The organism is Halobacillus yeomjeoni, assembly GCF_020171525.1.
Taxonomy (GTDB): domain Bacteria; phylum Bacillota; class Bacilli; order Bacillales; family Halobacillaceae; genus Halobacillus; species Halobacillus yeomjeoni.
Window position 1 is genome coordinate 176,115 of record NZ_JAIVAI010000002.1, and the last position, 17,747, is coordinate 193,861.

General features: G+C 43.1%; 19 protein-coding genes. 7 read left to right on the forward strand and 12 right to left on the reverse strand.

Annotation, left to right across the window (positions count from 1 at the left end; translation table 11 throughout):
• Positions 1–26: 26 nt before the first annotated feature.
• A complete protein-coding gene (locus tag LCL89_RS09060) occupies positions 27–941 on the reverse strand; it encodes an alpha/beta hydrolase family protein (protein ID WP_224809814.1) in 915 nt (304 codons plus the stop codon).
• 139 nt (positions 942–1,080) lie between these two features.
• Between LCL89_RS09060 and LCL89_RS09065 the strand changes: the two genes are divergently transcribed.
• A complete protein-coding gene (locus LCL89_RS09065) occupies positions 1,081–1,494 on the forward strand; it encodes a DUF4395 domain-containing protein (RefSeq protein WP_224809815.1) in 414 nt (137 codons plus the stop codon).
• 90 nt (positions 1,495–1,584) lie between these two features.
• Here the strand turns inward: LCL89_RS09065 and LCL89_RS09070 are convergent, their stop codons facing one another.
• From LCL89_RS09070 to LCL89_RS09085, 4 genes are all read right to left on the reverse strand, one after another.
• Entirely contained in the window at positions 1,585–3,030 is a 1,446-nt protein-coding gene (locus tag LCL89_RS09070; RefSeq protein WP_224809816.1) for a carbon starvation CstA family protein, read from the reverse strand.
• 164 nt (positions 3,031–3,194) lie between these two features.
• A complete protein-coding gene (locus LCL89_RS09075) occupies positions 3,195–3,893 on the reverse strand; it encodes a hypothetical protein (RefSeq protein WP_224809817.1) in 699 nt (232 codons plus the stop codon).
• A gap of 1 nt (position 3,894) precedes the next feature.
• A complete protein-coding gene (locus LCL89_RS09080; protein ID WP_224809818.1) occupies positions 3,895–4,602 on the reverse strand; it encodes a hypothetical protein in 708 nt (235 codons plus the stop codon).
• 160 nt (positions 4,603–4,762) lie between these two features.
• Positions 4,763–4,936 carry an aspartyl-phosphate phosphatase Spo0E family protein gene (locus LCL89_RS09085; protein ID WP_224809819.1) on the reverse strand — a complete coding sequence of 58 codons (174 nt, stop codon included), beginning with the start codon at positions 4,934–4,936 and terminating at the stop codon, positions 4,763–4,765.
• A 226-nt stretch (positions 4,937–5,162) separates the two neighbouring features.
• Here LCL89_RS09085 and LCL89_RS09090 point away from each other — a divergent pair, with 226 nt between their 5' ends.
• Positions 5,163–5,543: a RidA family protein gene (locus LCL89_RS09090; protein WP_224809820.1), complete on the forward strand. Its 381-nt coding sequence runs from the start codon at positions 5,163–5,165 to the stop codon at positions 5,541–5,543.
• Between the two features lie 35 nt (positions 5,544–5,578).
• Here LCL89_RS09090 and LCL89_RS09095 read toward each other — a convergent pair whose 3' ends face one another.
• Positions 5,579–5,809 (reverse strand): excisionase family DNA-binding protein, encoded by a 231-nt coding sequence (locus LCL89_RS09095; RefSeq protein ID WP_224810058.1) that lies wholly within the window; start codon positions 5,807–5,809, stop codon positions 5,579–5,581.
• 192 nt (positions 5,810–6,001) lie between these two features.
• Here LCL89_RS09095 and LCL89_RS09100 point away from each other — a divergent pair, with 192 nt between their 5' ends.
• The 3 genes from LCL89_RS09100 (at position 6,002) to LCL89_RS09110 (ending at position 8,949) form a co-directional block, all read left to right on the forward strand.
• Positions 6,002–6,835 carry a DUF1206 domain-containing protein gene (locus LCL89_RS09100; RefSeq protein WP_197318177.1) on the forward strand — a complete coding sequence of 278 codons (834 nt, stop codon included), beginning with the start codon at positions 6,002–6,004 and terminating at the stop codon, positions 6,833–6,835.
• Between the two features lie 228 nt (positions 6,836–7,063).
• Positions 7,064–7,519, forward strand: a complete 456-nt coding sequence (locus LCL89_RS09105) for a hypothetical protein (protein WP_224809821.1) — start codon at positions 7,064–7,066, stop codon at positions 7,517–7,519.
• Between the two features lie 677 nt (positions 7,520–8,196).
• Positions 8,197–8,949 carry a VCBS repeat-containing protein gene (locus tag LCL89_RS09110; protein WP_224809822.1) on the forward strand — a complete coding sequence of 251 codons (753 nt, stop codon included), beginning with the start codon at positions 8,197–8,199 and terminating at the stop codon, positions 8,947–8,949.
• Between the two features lie 33 nt (positions 8,950–8,982).
• On the opposite strand, the gene LCL89_RS09115 is transcribed toward LCL89_RS09110, so the two are convergent.
• A complete protein-coding gene (locus tag LCL89_RS09115) occupies positions 8,983–9,459 on the reverse strand; it encodes a GNAT family N-acetyltransferase (RefSeq protein WP_224809823.1) in 477 nt (158 codons plus the stop codon).
• A 153-nt stretch (positions 9,460–9,612) separates the two neighbouring features.
• A complete protein-coding gene (locus LCL89_RS09120; protein ID WP_224809824.1) occupies positions 9,613–10,911 on the reverse strand; it encodes a Na+/H+ antiporter NhaC family protein in 1,299 nt (432 codons plus the stop codon).
• A gap of 423 nt (positions 10,912–11,334) precedes the next feature.
• Here LCL89_RS09120 and LCL89_RS09125 point away from each other — a divergent pair, with 423 nt between their 5' ends.
• Entirely contained in the window at positions 11,335–12,444 is a 1,110-nt protein-coding gene (locus LCL89_RS09125) for an oxidoreductase (protein ID WP_224809825.1), read from the forward strand.
• A gap of 130 nt (positions 12,445–12,574) precedes the next feature.
• Here LCL89_RS09125 and LCL89_RS09130 read toward each other — a convergent pair whose 3' ends face one another.
• The gene (locus tag LCL89_RS09130; protein WP_404813421.1) at positions 12,575–14,143 is read right to left on the reverse strand and encodes an alkaline phosphatase; all 1,569 of its coding nucleotides are present in this window, start codon (positions 14,141–14,143) and stop codon (positions 12,575–12,577) included.
• A gap of 274 nt (positions 14,144–14,417) precedes the next feature.
• Positions 14,418–14,792, reverse strand: coding sequence for a DUF4870 domain-containing protein (locus LCL89_RS09135; protein ID WP_224809826.1), 375 nt, complete (start codon positions 14,790–14,792; stop codon positions 14,418–14,420).
• Positions 14,793–15,101: 309 nt separating this feature from the next.
• Between LCL89_RS09135 and LCL89_RS09140 the strand changes: the two genes are divergently transcribed.
• Complete coding sequence (locus tag LCL89_RS09140; protein WP_224809827.1) at positions 15,102–15,539, forward strand: Dps family protein; 438 nt, start codon at positions 15,102–15,104, stop codon at positions 15,537–15,539.
• Between the two features lie 76 nt (positions 15,540–15,615).
• Here the strand turns inward: LCL89_RS09140 and LCL89_RS09145 are convergent, their stop codons facing one another.
• Together LCL89_RS09145 and LCL89_RS09150 are read right to left on the reverse strand one after the other, a co-directional pair.
• Positions 15,616–15,960 (reverse strand): CHY zinc finger protein, encoded by a 345-nt coding sequence (locus LCL89_RS09145; protein WP_224809828.1) that lies wholly within the window; start codon positions 15,958–15,960, stop codon positions 15,616–15,618.
• Positions 15,961–16,013: 53 nt separating this feature from the next.
• The gene (locus LCL89_RS09150; protein WP_224810060.1) at positions 16,014–17,660 is read right to left on the reverse strand and encodes an SLC13 family permease; all 1,647 of its coding nucleotides are present in this window, start codon (positions 17,658–17,660) and stop codon (positions 16,014–16,016) included.
• Positions 17,661–17,747: the final 87 nt, after the last annotated feature.

A 17,747-nucleotide genomic window follows, 5' to 3' on the forward strand; every position in this document is an offset into this window, starting at 1 on the left:
TTTATTCTAACATAATTCACACCATATCAGTCGGAATTATCATTCATATGAGCTTTAAACCACTGATCTATCTCACTCGATACTTCTTCAAAGTGCTCAAAAAGAGCATGACTTCCATCTGGATATTCAACATAGTCGAAATCTGCGTTCTGCTCATCCAGCTGATCGGCCAATAGTCTTGCTTGTTCAACAGGCACCCGCTCATCTGCCTCTCCATGTAAAATCAACAGCGGAGCATCAAGCTGCTCGACCCAATGCTGCGCTGAACGGGCCCTGTATGCTTCTTTGTTTTCATCCGGAGAACCGACCAACCTTAAAAGCATGTCTTGGACCAGTTTTCCTCTGGCGTCATAAAAACCTTCCACATCGGTGATCCCCCCGATTACAGCGGCTGCATCCAGGTCCATCCCTTTCTTTATAGCTAAGTAAGTCATCATCCCCCCACGTGACATCCCGAGCATGAAAGTATTTTCTGTATCGATGAAATCGTACTCTTGGGCGACTTTTTGTAAACGGATGACATCATTCACGTCTGAGCCTCCAAACTCTTCTTCTCCTTCTCCCCCGTCAACACCACGGTATTGGGTGGCCAAGACGACATATCCTTGGTGAGCCCAGTAGGACAAATAATGGGACAGCTTCTTTTCATTAATTTTTCCATACCCTCGATTGCCTCCGCGGTTATAGATCAAAAGCGGAAGATCCCCTTCTATTTTTTCAGGCTTCACCATATATCCGGTGACCTTCAACCCATCACTTTCATAAGTGATTTTCTTAGCTTCGGTATGTTTCGAATACTCCGTTTCGTTCAAGTCGACTTCAACTTCGTTTACAGTTACCTTTTCTTCTTTTGAAGATCCGGCGGTTTCCTCCGCACTCTGTTCACACCCCAGACTACTAAGGAGTAAAAGACTTCCCAGCACTAAAGAAAAAAACTTCATCCCACTTCCTCCTTTGTATTTCCTTACGACTCAACCGATCGAAAGTTTCACATATGAAAAATCAGCTGATATAGAAACAAAACGCTTTATTCCGAGTAAACTACTATGTATAATAAGTTATAAAGGAAGGTGAACAGAAATGGGTATTCCTAAACCACTTGTTCAAACCAATCAAGCATTTGTCGTCATCAGTGTATTGTCTGGACTGTTGATCCATCATTCATTGTTGCTTTTACCACTCGCCATCGGCGTATATACATTAGTTACAAAGACAAACCCGATCATCAAGATCAGCCGCACTTTCTTGTCCAAAAAGCCTGATCAATATATACAGGAAGATAAGGATCAGCAGCTGTTCAATCAATGGATTGCTACCATCTGCGTGGGGGCGGCACTTGGATTTTTCTCCATCGACCTGAATGTCCTCGGTTATTTATTCGGGGGAATGGTCATTGTTGCTGCCGGCGTTGCTTTGATGGGTTACTGCATCGGCTGCACCATCCGTTACCGGTATATGATGTGGAAACACCGCCGCACTTCCACAAGTTCATAATTTGAAACATCCGCCTGAGTGACATTTCGGGCGGATTTTTTTATTAGCATGCAAAAAAGAGCCGCTTCATGATAGAAGCGGCTCTCTTCTTCAGCTTGCTTTCGTAATGACGACTTCTCGATTTGCTGCATTTTTCTCTTTGATGACTTGCCAGATGAACCAAGCAGCCACCATCAGCCAGACGAATGCTCCAATGACCATCGCTGTCGAGTATTCAAGTCCGAACCCTTCAGGGGCGTAAAACAAATACGTACTCACGACTGCGGTCATGAATAACGCGGGAATACTGCAAATCCAATGGAACTTTTGTTTTCTCAATAAATACATCGCTGCTGTCCACAGCATGACGGTCGCAACGAGCTGATTCCCCCACCCTACATAACGCCAGAGGAAGGTATAATCGACTTGCGTGAAAAAGAAAGCGGGAAGAGCTACTGGAATAGCGAACAATACAGGTGTCCATTTGCCCTTCATTTCTTTTTTCCTTACTTGTTCCACAAAGTCGACGAGCATCATACGGGAAGAGCGCAGTGCCGTGTCTCCAGTCGTAATCGGTAGGATGATGACACCAAGGATCGCTAAAATACCTCCCAATTGTCCGAGAGTCGTACTGCTGATTTCATTGATGACTCCTGCCGGACCACCGGCATCGAGAGCTGATTGTAATCCTCCCGTACTGCCAAAGAAAGTCATACCAGCAGCGGCCCAGACCATCGCGATGATCCCCTCTGCCACCATAGCGCCGTAAAACACTTTCCTGCCATCGCTTTCTTTTTTCAAGGTCCTTGCTAGAATCGGGCTCTGTGTACTATGGAAGCCGGAAACCGCTCCGCAGGAAATCGTCACCATCAGCATCGGCCAAACCGGCAGTTCTTCCGGATGAAGATTGTTCAAAGTCAAATTAGGAATCGAATGATCGAAGAAAAACATTCCGATTCCGATCGATACAGCCATGAATATAAGTACAGCTCCGAAGATCGGATAAATCTTTCCGATCACTTTATTGATTGGAAGCAGTGTCGCTATTAAAAAGTAGGCAAAAATCAAAACGATACTAGTCATGAATCCTAAAGGTGTCACTTCCGCCATCAACTGCGCAGGACCTGCTGTGAAGGCTGCAGCGACAAGGACCATCAGCAAAACCGAAAGGATATTCATGATCGATTGTACCGGTTTCCCTAAATATTTCCCCACAAGGGCCGGGTATTGGGAACCTTTGTTACGGACTGACAGCATACCTGAAAAATAATCATGAACCGCTCCACCGAGGATGGTACCGGCAACGATCCACAAAAATGCGACCGGTCCGTATAACGCACCAAGAACCGCTCCGAAAATCGGTCCGAGACCAGCGATGTTCAGCAGTTGAATCAGACCGGCTTTCCACCAGCTCATAGGCATATAGTCGAACCCGTCTTGATTCGCGTAAGCCGGGGTCTTCCTTTCGTCATCGATGCCGAAAATTCGCTCGACCACCTTTGAATAAATGATGTAACCGACAATAAGTAACAAGATGGATGCGATAAATGTAATCATCGCTTGGCCTCCTCTCAAAAAAATGAATGTAAGGAGTATTCTAGCGAGAGAAATGTCGAACCGCAACCAGTTTTCAGAAAATTATATTTTTTATCTTTTTTTTCTAAGATATGAAGCGGTTACATTCGTTAGCAAGCAAAAAAACAAGGGAAATCCCTTGTTTTTCACTCTACGATATCATTTTTATTTAAATTAATGACAAATGACAGCTTTTCATTTCCTCCGAATGAGTAGGCGGTATCAGAAGACGGTGAAGGTGAAATGACTTCTTGATTTTCACCATACGTGATGTACCCCAAATTCATAATTGGACGTCTTGAATCACTCGATTTTGCTCGAATGTCACTCCACACCTCGGGCAGCTTTACTGCTCCATAGTTTCTCTTATCAAATGCAACCTCTTTCTTTAATTGAATGGGAGGTTGGTAGAAGTTTTCTTTCCCATTACTGATCGACCAATACAGCTCTTCACGGTAATAAAGGTCCATGGAGTCTACGCCTTCTAAATGGTAGATGACATGAAAAGTGGAAGGTTTTTCAGGGTCGATTTCCCAAACTTCTGGACTTCCATCAGTATCCACTCGTACGAGTTTCCATTTGAACCAGCCATCCACCCACAAACTCTTCCCCCGGCTTCCATTTTCAAATACTACAGGTATGTATAAGTGACGATCATCTATCAGCTGCCTGCCTTGCACCTTTTTTATTAAAGTTCCCTTTTTAAAATGGTTTTGTTCTTTCAGCTTATCATTCATCTTTTCTATCAGATGTTCATTTTCTGGTATTTCAGAAGTGGAATGGTATACCAACCACCCACCAAATCCAATCAACAAAGTGAGCCCGGCGATGATTATTTTTTTCACATTACTCCCCCTCTAATATGGATGTGCTCAACTCGTAAAAAGCTTGACCTCGATTCGTTTCTATCAGAAGAGCCTTTCCATCCTTTCTAATATGAATGACAGGATCCAATCCACTCCCCCAGAGGGGTTCTGCTCCCAAGATAATATAAGGGAAGAGCGTCATACGCTTAGAATGAGGGGTGTTTATGACTTGCTTGTCATTAGAATGCCACTCCATGACATTCATGGATATACGCTTCATATTCACTCTTTCTAATTCGGAAGTTATCAGTGAACGTTTCAAAGATTTAGGATGAATGCTCAACAATTCTGTTTCTTCAGGATTTGTGATATAAGTATGTAGGTCATCTTTATTGTAAAACGCATCGTGGACCACCGGCGCAACCATCTGCACTCCAGCTAATAAAAAACTGGCTGCTACACCGCTCCATGCGTATGGTTTAAGCTTCAACCACAACAATGGTTTTTTCCTCGTTGCCAGTAATAATACTAGAAATCCTAAAGGCAGAACAGGAAGGTTTACACGTTCATATAAATAGATATCGAACGTTAATGAGCCGAGAAATACCACTAAAGCGACCTTCCATAGTTTTAAAGAATCCCCCCTGTTTTTTCTTATATATAAGACGACTGCCCCTGTTAACCCCCAAGCAATAAGGGTTAAAAGTGTAGAAGCAGCATCGAAATAAAAATCTATGTTCAAGTTCATCTTTTCCTCCTCTCTAACCATAAGCAAAAATAAAACCTCTACTTTTAAAGTAGAGGTTGAACCTGCCATCCCGGAAATGGTTAAGTTTCCCGCAGTCGTATGATCGCGTGGGATGGCATTGATTTAAAATTATCATGTTAACGTGTGATATTCAAGTCTATTAATAGTTACTGGTATTCTGATAACTGGCATGCTTCCTGAATTTATTCAATAAGTCATCCAATTCTTGAGAAATTCGAACCAACTCTTTATCTGTCGGATTGTTGTTATAAATCTCATACATTCGAATCCGCAGCTCTTCAATCTGACCTTCTAACAGTTGTTTATAAGGCATGTCTATCCCCTCATTCTCATTATTGTTGGAAAAGCACTCATAGATGGAAGGTTCACTTTATCAATCACCCATCTTTCTCTATCCTGTATATCCTATCCACTCATAATTAAAACGGAAAATAAAGGGAATTAATGTCGATTATTGCCCAGGAAATGTTCGACATTTGTCACTCATTTTTCAAGGACTATGTTAGGATAAATGCAAACCATACATAGGAGGTATTATCATGTTCACACCCATCTCTACAAAACAAGCACCAGCGGCTATAGGTCCCTATTCTCAAGCGGCTGATCTAGGTAACTTACTCATCATTTCAGGGCAGATCCCTCTTGATCCTGAAACGATGGAGTTCGTATCAGATGAAGTCGAGCAACAGACCCATCAAGTGATGAAAAACCTGGGTGCCATTTTAAATGAAGCAGGACTCAGTTTTAAAAACCTCGCAAAAACTACAATCTATCTGGATGATATGAACGATTTTTCAGTAGTGAATGAAGTGTATGCCGGTTACTTGAGCGAGCCCTATCCTGCACGGGCTGCCGTAGAGGTCGGCAAGCTCCCTAAAGGAGCGAAGGTGGAAATAGAAGCGATTGCGGTAAAAGAATAAGACGAAAAAGCAGAGCTCACGAAGCTCTGCTTTTTTTAATCCTCGTCTTTGACATCCGGGTCTTCTGGAATTGGTTCACTCAAGTAGTCCTGGATCATAGCTCTATATTTCTCCATTTGCTCTAAGTGAGATTGAAATTGGTTTTTGTTGATCAAGACCTGCTCTCCATCATACACGGTTTTAATTTTATTGTGATGTACCAAGGTTTCGATGTACTCTTCTGGTAATTCCAGAAATTCTGCTGTTTCTTTAATCGTCAAATACATGATTTCACCTTCTTCTACACTCTTACTATACCATATCCATTCTATCAAAATTCAGATTACTACTACATGAAGAAACCAAAAAAGCTTTTTCTAAAGATGGTTTCTGCTGCTATAGTTATGGGAATGAATTACATATAAAACGAAGCAGATTAAAATAACAATAGAAAAGAGTGATTGGATTTGAGCACATCTATGACACGTACGAAATCCACAACCAAAGAAGACATCAAACCATGGATCCGCAGGTTCGCCCGCTTCGGTTATATGGCGAAGGGATTCGTGTATGTCGTCATCGGTATCCTCGCTTTTATGGCGGCGATCGGCGTAGGCGGAAAAACTACAGATACGAAAGGAATGTTAAGGTCCTTAGCCACCCTTCCCTTCGGTGCTGTTTTACTATGGCTCACCGCCGCGGGATTGATCTGCTATATCTTATGGGTTTTTCTTAAAGCGGTCAAAGACCCGAAAGATAAAGGCAGTGATGCGAAAGGGCTTGCCAATCGAGCGATGTATATATTGAGTGGAATCATCTATTCAGGTATTGCGCTTAATGCCGTTCAAATCGCTATGAACGCAGGCAGCAGCGGAGGCGGGAATACTCAAGAAACACTATCCGCTAAGCTCCTGTCTCAACCCTTCGGACAATGGATTTTAGGGGCTGTTGGACTTGCCATTATCGGGTATGGACTGAATGAACTTTATGGAGGGGTTACGACGAACTTCATGGGTAAATTCCATACAGGTATGATGGATGATCATGAGAAGAAATTAGCCAGGAATTCTGGTCGTCTAGGGCTCGTATCGAGAGGGATCGTCCTCAGTTTGATCGGGTATTTCTTTATTCAAACAGCCATCACCGCAAACCCGGAGAAAGCGAAAGGCCTGGATGAAGCCTTATCAGAACTTGCTCAAAAGCCGTTCGGACAATGGATCTTAGGCATTGTGTCCTTAGGTTTACTTTTATATGGAACTTATCAAATCATCCGTGGAAGACACGAAAATATGAGCTTCGGAAAAGTGAAATGATATAAAAAAAGCCTCCCCATCATGTTGGGGAGGCTTTCGATTTTTGCCGCGAATGTACCGACGACCACATTCGTCGTTTAGATTTTTAAATCATATACTTCGTCTTACGCAAACAGCTCATCGCTCTCCTACTATATCATCCTTTGATACAGAAGGCAATCAGTATTTCATACACACATCCGATTGTGCTATACTGAATCAATTAGAAAATGTACGGGAGGAACCAATATGTTATTATTCGAAGAAAAATTAGCAGTCATCGAAGAATTCGATGAGCTTGAGAAAAAAGAGATTTCACTCGGACGGGTGAATTTTCACTTTGAAGAGAGTTTGTATGACAAAAAAATCGTTGTGTATCGTCTTCACCCAAACGGAAATGGATTCGTTTACGGAGGAGAAATAGACGGGATAGAAACAGATGCCAAAGGCATGGTCAATATCAAAGATTATGAAGCTGATGAGCTTCGTGAACTGATTCGCGCATCCATCGATTCTTTATCACTTTCACCCGCTGAGAAAGATCCAGTGATGGAAGAATGGTTGAATGATGCTGATCAAGCCCTTGTCCTGATCCGCGAAGACGACGGTTTTAACGTTTATGCTGACGAAAGTCTGGAAGGTACATTTAACACGTACCAGGAAGCAGCTGATTTTCTCAACCAAGAAGGCTTCAGCCGAGCATAAGAATTACTCAAGAAATCTCTATCCTTCCTGAGGTAAAACGGACGGACCACAAATAATATTCAGCATGAAAGAGGCGGTGAAAATGGGTTCAGCTTATTAGCGAACCCATTTTCACCGCCTTCATTTATTTAATTTTTATTAGCTTTGTTAAATTCTGTTGTTATTTTTAACGATCACTGAATAGTCCCCGTCCGGGATTGTTTCGGTCCATTCTTTACCCAGAGTATGGGATGGCAGGGAAAACAGTCCGCTTTCCGCGGGGGACGCTTGAGCCTCATCGAACTTCGTTCTCCGGGGTCTCACCTTGTTCCTTTTTCCCCTAGGAGGCTACCTGTTTTCCCTGCCATCCCGTTCGTAGTTGGTGTACCGGACTTTGGTAATGGCCTTTCCGACCCTCATACTTTGAAGAGGCGGCCTTTTAGAATGGCGAGACTCCTGTGGGATAAAGGTACATCGTGAGACCCCGGAAGGCACAGCCTGAGGAGGCTCACGGTACCCCACGGAAAGGGAGTCATTCTAAAAGGCCGCCTCAAATTCCACGACGTAAATAGCTGATATAAGCTCCTTTATTAAATGGCATTATTCAGAGTCAATACTGAATGTTGCTTAAAATGAAACCCATCTTCCAGCATCTTTTCATACAATACCACTATGACACAAAGATGACGGAGGTTATCATGTTTTATTATCCATACCCGAACCACCACTTTCGTATGGCAGCCAACTCTTATATCTTATCTTTTAAGAAAGGCGATGTGAACGGAGACTATATCGAGGACTCTGTCTACCTTATCGGCCAACGTTCTTCTGACAGCCCCTACAACACGAATATCACCCTGGTCGTCCAGGACGGCCGCACTTCTCAGCTTTACACGATCCCTCTAAAGACGAACCAAGCTTATCAGCCGCGCTTATTTCTTGGTGATTTCACTGGAAATGGAGTGAATGATATTCTCATCAGCATGGACTCGGGTGGCAGTGGTGGATTTGGATACTATTATATCTACTCTTTCTTAAACAATATCCCACAATTGATTTTTGATTACGAGAGGTTCGATGCGCAGTCGTATATCTACAAAGTAATTTATCGAGACAACTATAAAGTAGAAATTATCAATGATTCCCTTGAACTTTCGTTCATCATCGACTTGAGCAATAGAAGCCCTCAATACCTTGCTGAAATATATAATGAAGACGGTACATTGAAAGAGCCGTTAGAAGGTTCTGTATCAGGGTTGAATCAATTGTACCCGATTGACTTTGATGGAGATGGGGTCTATGAAATCGAAGCTGTCCAAAGAATCATCGGAAGGTATAACGCCGATGAACTGGGCATCATTGAAACACCATTAAAGTGGAATACAGTGAAATTCGACCTGTTCTTTGACAATCAAGCTGTCTCTGTGATGGGCCAACCAAAGAACGCGTGAAAATAAGAAAGCCCCTTCGGTCAAACGAAGGGGTTACATTTTTTTCACTAACGTAAGCAGTGTACGCTCTTTTTTTCTGAAGGATTCCTTTTCTTTTTCTCCAGTCTCATAAAAGCCATTTTTTTTAAAAAAAGACAAGCTCTCGATGTTATCCTCATACACTTCTGCATAAACACGAGGAAGGGGATAAATTCTTTTTACATCGTCTAAGAAAAGGGACATCGCCTTGGACCCGATTCCTGAACGCCTCTTTTTTGAAACAACAATGCCAATAAATGCCCGCTCCACGGCCATGAAAAGTTCCACTTTCCCGACGAGTTCCCCATCCAGTTCTATGGCTTTCATTTTCAAATCTGGTTTGCCACCTCTTCTGAAGGCCTTCATTGAATTCAAAAACTGCCAATAAGTCCGAGGCTCTTCAACACCTGTCTTCTCCTGCAATTCTTTGTTCAACTCCCAGGTATACATTTCCCTCAAATGATCTTTTCGAACATCTTTTAGCTCGATCATCTTTTCCTCCTATGTAAATGAAGTACTGTCTTTACTGACAGTACTTCATCAATTGTTGACCTCTATATCGATTGCGATTCCCTTTCAAAATTAAAAGAAAACCATCCGTATCCAAAATCAGTCTTTAGAACCTGAGGGGAGTAAATGCCCCTATCACTTTTTGGCTGTTGTGAATTTCGGGAATCGGAATGCGATAGCCAATAGTCCGGAAACAGCCAGCAGGATCGGATAAAAGCTGAATGGTACGATAGCCACAGGAGATACTTCAGCTACTGCAGCAACTGACAGGATTTGTGCGCCGTAAGGGAGCAAACCTTGTACGGAGCTTGAGAAAATATCCAACAAGCTCGCTGAGCGGCGCTCTTCTATATCATATTGCTCAGAAATCTGCTTAGCCAGTGGACCTGCCGTAATGATTGAAATCGTGTTGTTTGCCGTTGAAAAGTTGACGGCACTCACTAATCCAGCAATGCTCCATTCGCCTCCACGACTGTCGTTTGTTCGTTTGTGGATGGCCTGCAATAGAAAATCGATGCCTCCATTTTGGCGGATCAGCTCTACAAGTCCTCCTAGAAGTATGACGAGCAGGGATAAGTTCTGCATACTTTCGAACCCGCTCCCGAGTTGATTGATGAAATCCATGAATGTGATTTCATTGATGGAAAGTCCGATAACCCCGGCAAACACGATTCCTCCCATCAACACAAAAATGACATTGAATCCAAGAATCGCAAAGATGAGTACACCAAGATAAGGCAGCACTTTCACCAATTCAAAAGGATGTTCTTCCTGCATCGTTTGAGAAGCATCGGCTGTGATGAAACCGAAGATGATCGCAGTTAAAATGGCAGCCGGCAGTACAATGAAGAAGTTCGCTTTGAACTTATCTTTCATTTCAGCGCCTTGCGTGCGGACAGCCGCAATCGTCGTATCAGAAATGATGGACAAGTTGTCTCCAAACATCGCTCCACTGACAATCGCCCCCATCGCCAAAGCCACGGCAATTCCTGTTTCGTCTGCAATACCAGCTCCGATCGGCGCAAGCGCCACAATGGTTCCAACTGAGGTGCCCATTGAAATGGAAATGAAACAGGCGATGACAAACAGTCCGACAATCAATAAATTTCCTGGGAGTACACTCAAGCCTAGATTGACCGTCGACTCAACTGCTCCCACCCCTTCAGCTACAGAAGTAAAAGCTCCTGCCAATAAGAAAATGATGACCATCAACATGATGTTCGGGTCTCCACTTCCTTTGGTAAGCTGCTGGAGCTTCGTTTGAAAATCCGTTTTCCGGTTCATGAGCAATGCCACCAAGATCGCTGCAAAGATGGCTACAAGAACAGGCAGTTTATAAAAGTCTCCGGTCACTATGCCGGATCCAATAAATAATATGATAAATACCCCAAATGGAATCAGGGCCAATGGGTTCCCTTTCGTTTGTTCACTCATCCCAGTACCTCCTTTATACAAAATAAAAAAGCCTTGAATCACAGGCTTAGTTTCTCTCCACATCCATATAAATAAATCCCTATTATACTCTACAACACATTACTCCGCTAAAGCAAATAGCAATGTTCCCCTTCACCCTATCAGGTTTTTGAAAAAAATAATTAGAAACCCCCATATTTTTCTTCTTCTTAGAGAAAGATGTGAACGTAATGATCTCCCCTTATTACAAAAGGCGCAGCCATAGTGGCTGCGCCTTTTTTTAGGTATGTGTAAAGGATCAAGGATATTTCCTTCCTGATTGTTTAAGCTATCTAGGTAAACAGTTGTCTTCTAGAGAGCACACCCAGTTAAGCATATATCTTGAATTAAAGATAAATGGCATCTATGATGAAATTAGACTTTCTAAAGAAAGGAAGATGAATAATGCAATTCGATAAACTTTTCTCAAATACAGAAATCAAAGGAAAAACATTGAAAAACCGTTACGTCGTCGCTCCGATGACACGGATCAGTGCAGAAGCAGACGGACGCGCGAACAAAACGATGGAAAAATATTATGAGCGTTATGCTAAAGGTGGATTCAGCACCATCATCTCCGAGGGTATCTACATCGATCAGAGCTACAGTCCAGGGTACAAAAACCAACCGGGACTTGCTACTGACGCACAAAAAGAAGCCTGGAAATCCGTAGTCGAATCCTCACAAAAGCAGGGCGCACACTTTATTGCTCAGTTGATGCATGCAGGAGGGCAGAGCCAATACAACGCTTTTACGGATGAAACGATCGCTCCTTCAGACATCCCTCCGAAGGGTGAACAGCTCGGGTTTTACGGAGGTTCTGGTCCGTTCCAAAAACCTAAAGCTATGACGGATGAAGATATCCACCAAGTGAAAGAAGCTTTCGTCCAAAGTGCCGAGCGTGCAAAAGATGCTGGCTTTGATGGTGTCGAGATTCATGGAGCGAACGGATACCTCCTTGACCAGTTCCTTACGGATTACTTGAATAACCGTGAAGATCAATACGGAGGTTCAGTAGAAAACCGCCTTCGTCTCATCCTTGAAATCATCGAAGACGTAAGAAACGCTGTCGGTCAGGATTTCATCGTAGGAATCCGAATTTCCCAAATCAAAGTGGCGGACCCTGAGCATAAATGGGCCGGTGGTGAAGAAGAAGCAGAACAAATCTTTTCTGCACTCGGTGAGGCTTCTCTTGATTACATCCATGTGACAGACGGTGACGGTGCAGCACCATCCTTTGGTGAAAACAGCCGTACGTTAGCGAAAGCAGCAAAAGATTTCGGAAAGCTTCCGGTCATCGCGAACGGAAAACTTACAGACCCTGAAAAAGCCGAAAAAGTGTTGGCTGAAAACGAAGCTGACCTTATTTCTCTAGGAACAGGTGCTTTGGCTAATCCAGATATGCCTAACAAAGTTCAACAAGGTAAGGAAATCGAAGAATTCGACTTCCAGAACACCTTACTTCCTCAAGCAGAAGTAAAAGAGCACGAAATCGAAAAAGAATTAGTCAAATAATAGTAAACAGCTGCCTCTATAGAAGAGGCAGCTGTTTTCACTTTGATATAAGTCCATATTTCTTCTGACTATGAGAGATCAAAGAGAAAAAAGACCATCCTGATGTCAGGATGGTCTTTCGTTCAGTCTATTATTGACGGGAGTTTTTTCTTCTGAATACGAAGAATGCACCAGCACCCACAAGCAGAGTACCAAAGATGGCACCTGAAGGGTAAATTGCGCTCTTCATAGCGAATTCATCTTCGTTTTCTTCTTCATTTTCATCTTCGTCTTCGTGGTCACCTTCTGCATCTTTTCCTTCCAGGATACTGAAGATGTTTTTCGCTTGATCGGTGTTATCGATCAAACCGGAGAACATTTCAGATTGTGGACCATAAGCGTATACGTTTACGTCCACTCCTGTGTGACCGCTTGTCGTCCAGCCTGTACCGGAACGCTCGTTGAAGATTTTTTCGATTTGGTTATCTACTTCTGTCACCTTGCCGTCTTCTTCTTCATACGTTGCTTCATTAGCATCTTTGACTGCTTGGATTTCTTCTTCAGTCAATTCGAATTCGATGTTCTTGTTCAATACTTTCTCAACATCCTGGCCTTCTTCTACAATTTGCTTCGCCATGTAATCCGGTGTCTTCTTCGCAGCATGGATCACTTCAGGATTCCACTTGTAAGGGCCGCCTTCACCGATTGAAAGTCCACCTGTAGAGTGGTCAGCTGTCGCAACGACAAGTGTTTCTTCGTCTTCTTTGGCAAAATCAATGACTTTTTGGAATGCTTTTTCAAAGTCTTCCATTTCGCTCATTGCACCGACGACATCATTGTCATGTCCTGCCCAGTCAATTTGACTTCCTTCTACCATCAGGAAGAAGCCATCTTCGTTCTTGCTCAATTTATCCAGAGCTGTCGTTGTCATTTCTTCAAGAGACGGCTGTTCTTTTGGACGATCGATCGCTTTGTCCATTCCGACTGGAGCAAACAACCCAAGAATCTGATCGCTGTCAGACTTCTTCATTTCTTTTGCCGTTGTTGCATAGTCGTATCCATCCTTTTGGAATTCCTCCGCAAGGTTACGATCTTCACGTTCAAAATAATCTGTACCCCCACCAAGCAGTACGTCTACTTTGTGTTCGCCATTGATCATATCATCATAATAATCGTTTGCGATTTCGTCATAGTTGTGACGGGATTCATCATGTGTACCGAAAGCTGCTGGTGTCGCATGGTTGACTTGTGAAGTTGAAACAAGACCTGTGGACATTCCCTTTTCCTTCGCAGCTTCTAATACTGTATGTGTATTTTCTTTTTCCATATCTACAGCGATAGCACCATTATAGGTTTTCACACCGGAAGACATGGATGTTGCTGTTGCAGCGGAATCTGGAATGTTTTCTTTATCATCCTCTTCTCCACCATCATGGTATGGATCGTGGGAATAAACGGTTTGTACACCGACTAAGTGAGGATCGAAAGCTGTCTGCTCCATTTCCTTCGTGCTCATATCATCTTTGAAATAACGGTACGCTGTATTATAAGCAGGTCCCATGCCATCCCCGACAAGGAAGATGACGTTTTTGACTTCTGAGTCATCCCCGTCGTCATCTGCATGGACGAAAGTATTTTGAGTTGCGCCTGCAGCTGTTCCGAAAAGCATAGCGGACAAAGCTGTGACTGAAAGTACTTTTTTCATAAAACGATTTTTCATAAGTAGTTCCCCTCCATCTGTTGTTCTACTTGTGAGTATAACGGCACATTGTTAAGAGAAAACTAACGACCTGTTACACCCGTGTAACGAATTGTATATTCCTTGTAAATCCATGTAGAAAAAGGTCTTTTATTGGTATGTCGTTTATTGGAAATTATATATAAATTGTAACAGGATTTGGGAGGCATAACGCAACCCTGCCTTTCGTAGCACAATCGGAACTTATGGACCACATAAAAAAACTTGTGCAGTCAAAAGCTGCACAAGTTTACGTTCACTTCATTTGTTTTAGTTGAAACTCTGCTACTTTACCCAGCCCAGAAAGATGGAATCTTTCTCCTTTGTACGCCTTGATCATCAAAAGGACCCATAACGCCAGAGCGACGGGGACTGTAAACAAAGCGATCATCGGTCCTATGATTGGAATCAAGTTCACTGTCATTCCAAATACGAAGAAACTCGCGAAAACGACAATGGCCTGCATGGCGTGAAAACGAATATAGTCGTTTTCTTTTTCTACCATTAATAAAACGAAGCCGCTGATAAAGACTAAAGAATAAGCAAGCAACCCTCCGACGTTTTCCTGCAAACCGGTGGAAGAAAAGCGCGCTTCTTTTGGACGAAGCGAGTGTCCTGACTTTTGTGCCATGTTGCTCATCCCTCCTCGTTTCATCTCATGGAATGTTTTAAAAAATTTAAAAACAGAGTAGCCAATACAATCGGACAAAGAGCCTACCTAAATTGACTGATTTTTCTGTATATTTATTATACGAAGGGGTTAGGACAAGGTCAATAGGAGGTCAGACGGAATTTTATTAATAATGATTTTCTAAAGTGGACCACCTTTCAGTGAATTCTTCCCTCCCCTACAGCGCGTTTTAAATTATGATGTTTATTACTTGATAATTATTATAAATAAGGTATTATAAGAATTGTAATCATAAAAGGAGTGATTGTAATGAATCAACAACTAATTGAATCATTGAATCAGCAGCTTGCAAACTGGAACATTTTATACACAAAGCTTCATAATTACCATTGGTATGTAAAAGGTCCTGAATTCTTTACTCTTCACGAAAAATTCGAAGAATATTATACAGAGGCTGGAACGTATATCGATGAAATTGCAGAGCGTATCCTTACCATTGAAGGCAAACCTCTTGCGACGATGAAGGAATACTTGGAAGCTTCGACGATCGAAGAAGCTACAGGACAAGAGAATGCCAAAGATATGGTGGACCAGCTCGTCAAAGATTTTCAAACCATCGTGAAAAATGTGAAGCACATCATTGAAACAGCCGAGGATGACCATGATCAACCGACCGCTGACTTGTTCATCGGAATTAAAACCTCCCTCGAGCAGCATATCTGGATGTTGAAAGCTTTCAATTCTTAATAAAGAAATCAAAATCTCCCTCCAAGTCACCGTCTTGGAGGGAGATTTTTTTCGTTATCACACCAATAGATTGAGCTCAGTCACCTATGCTTTTGTCCGTTTCAAAATAAAGGTGGTGGTGATAGCTGCAGTTTGTATTGAATGGATGCTCACAGTTCGGGCATTGATTAACACCCATATAAATATTAATGGATAGCTCTGTTTTACAATGACCGCATAGAATGGCAGGTGTACTCCACTCTTCTCTCGGCCACTTCTCAGGTGAATGCTCCACTTTTTCCTGATGGCAGTAATAACAAGCGTAGTAGTCATCACAGCAATAGAATTTGATCGCTACGACATCCACTGGACTGTGATAATGCCTGCAGCGTGTCTGTTCGTCCACACTAGTTCCCTTCACTACAGGGTTCTTTTTTTTCATATTACGACCTCCATACAGAGAACACTAGAAATACCTGGGCCATCAAACCCCTTCTATTGATTGAACGATGTTGGGAAAGTCGTCAAATCGATTCCCCAAATAAGAGGTAGATAAGCGTAAATCGCCAACGTCACCAGTCCGATCGCTACTATGTTGAGTAAAAAACCAGCCTTCGCCATATCAGGAATCCGCAAATACCCCGATCCGAAAACGACGGCGTTTGGCGGTGTAGCGACAGGCAGCATAAAAGCACAGCTTGCAGCTACACCCGCTCCGATCATCAAGCTGTATGGATGGACGGATATCGCCTGGGCCAAAGACGCCATGATCGGAAACATCATCGTCGCTGTAGCAGTATTTGATGTGATCTCCGTCAAAAAGATGACGAGAGTTACGACGATCGCCAATATGAGTACAAAGCTGACTCCTTCCAGAATCGTCAATTGGTTTCCGATCCACATCGCTAATCCGGACTCCTGAAAACCTGTGGCGATTGCAAGCCCTGCCCCAAACAGAAGCAGGATTCCCCACGGTAATTTTTTAGCCGTCTCCCAATCTAAGAGGAATTCCCCCTTTTTACGAATGGAAGGGGTTAAAAACAACACCATCGCAGCGATCATCGCAATAATCGTATCATTGATATTTTCATTGATATGGACGAGGACGAAGGAACGTGTGATCCATGCAAGAGCCGTCAATCCAAAGATTGTCAGGATGATTTTTTCTTCCGGGGTCGTTTTCCCAAGAGCATTACTCTCTTCCCGGATGACCCATTTGCCCCCGGGCAGTTCTTTCATTTTCATCGGAAACGCTATTTTGACGAGGTACAACCATCCGATGACCATAAAGATGATGGAGAGAGGCACCCCAAAGGCCATCCATCCGGCAAACGATATTTCCACTCCATACGTCTTTTCAACCACGCCCCGGAAAATCGTATTCGGAGGTGTCCCGATCAACGTCGCCAATCCTCCGATTGAAGCACTATACGCAATCCCGAGCATGATCACTTTTCCAAAATTGAAGGAATGATGCTGTACCGTTTCTCCTGTTTCTTTTTTCAACTGATCGGCAGCCTGGTAGACGACGGCCATCCCGATCGGCACCATCATCATGGAAGTCGCTGTATTAGAGATCCACATGGACAAAGCTCCGGTAGCGATCATGAAGCCAAGCACAATCATTTCGGTGCTTGTTCCAACAGAAGCTATGATGGATAATGCGATACGTTTATGTAAGTTCCACTTCTGCATCGCCAGAGCAATAAGAAAACCACCCATGAATAAGAAGATGGTGTTATCCCCATAAGAAGATGCCGTCGCTCCCCCATCCAGTCCACCGGTAAGAGGGAATAAAATGAGCGGCAGCAAAGAGGTAGCAGGAATAGGCATAGCTTCGGTAATCCACCAAGTGGCAATCCAAAGAGTACTCGCCAAAATAGCTGTGCCCCCTTGTGACAAACCTTCCGGATGAAAGAAAAGAAGCGTCAATCCAAAAAGGATCGGTCCTAAGAACAAGCCGATTTTTTGGCGCGTATTGTAAGAAGGGCCTTCGCCGCCTGGGTCTTCAGTGGCTTTTGATCGTTCCTTTTTCACATTTGTTTGTTTCTTTTTCTCAGGCGTAGCCGTAACACTCAATTTCAATAAATCTTTGGCCTGATCGTGCAGGTTCCATAATTGATTCCAGTAACTCTTCCACATGCTTTCCCCTTGCATCGAATTCCTCCTCTTCCTCAAAATGTAATCGCTTTCTATTCATCCTAGCATTCTATCATACTTTAATTCCAT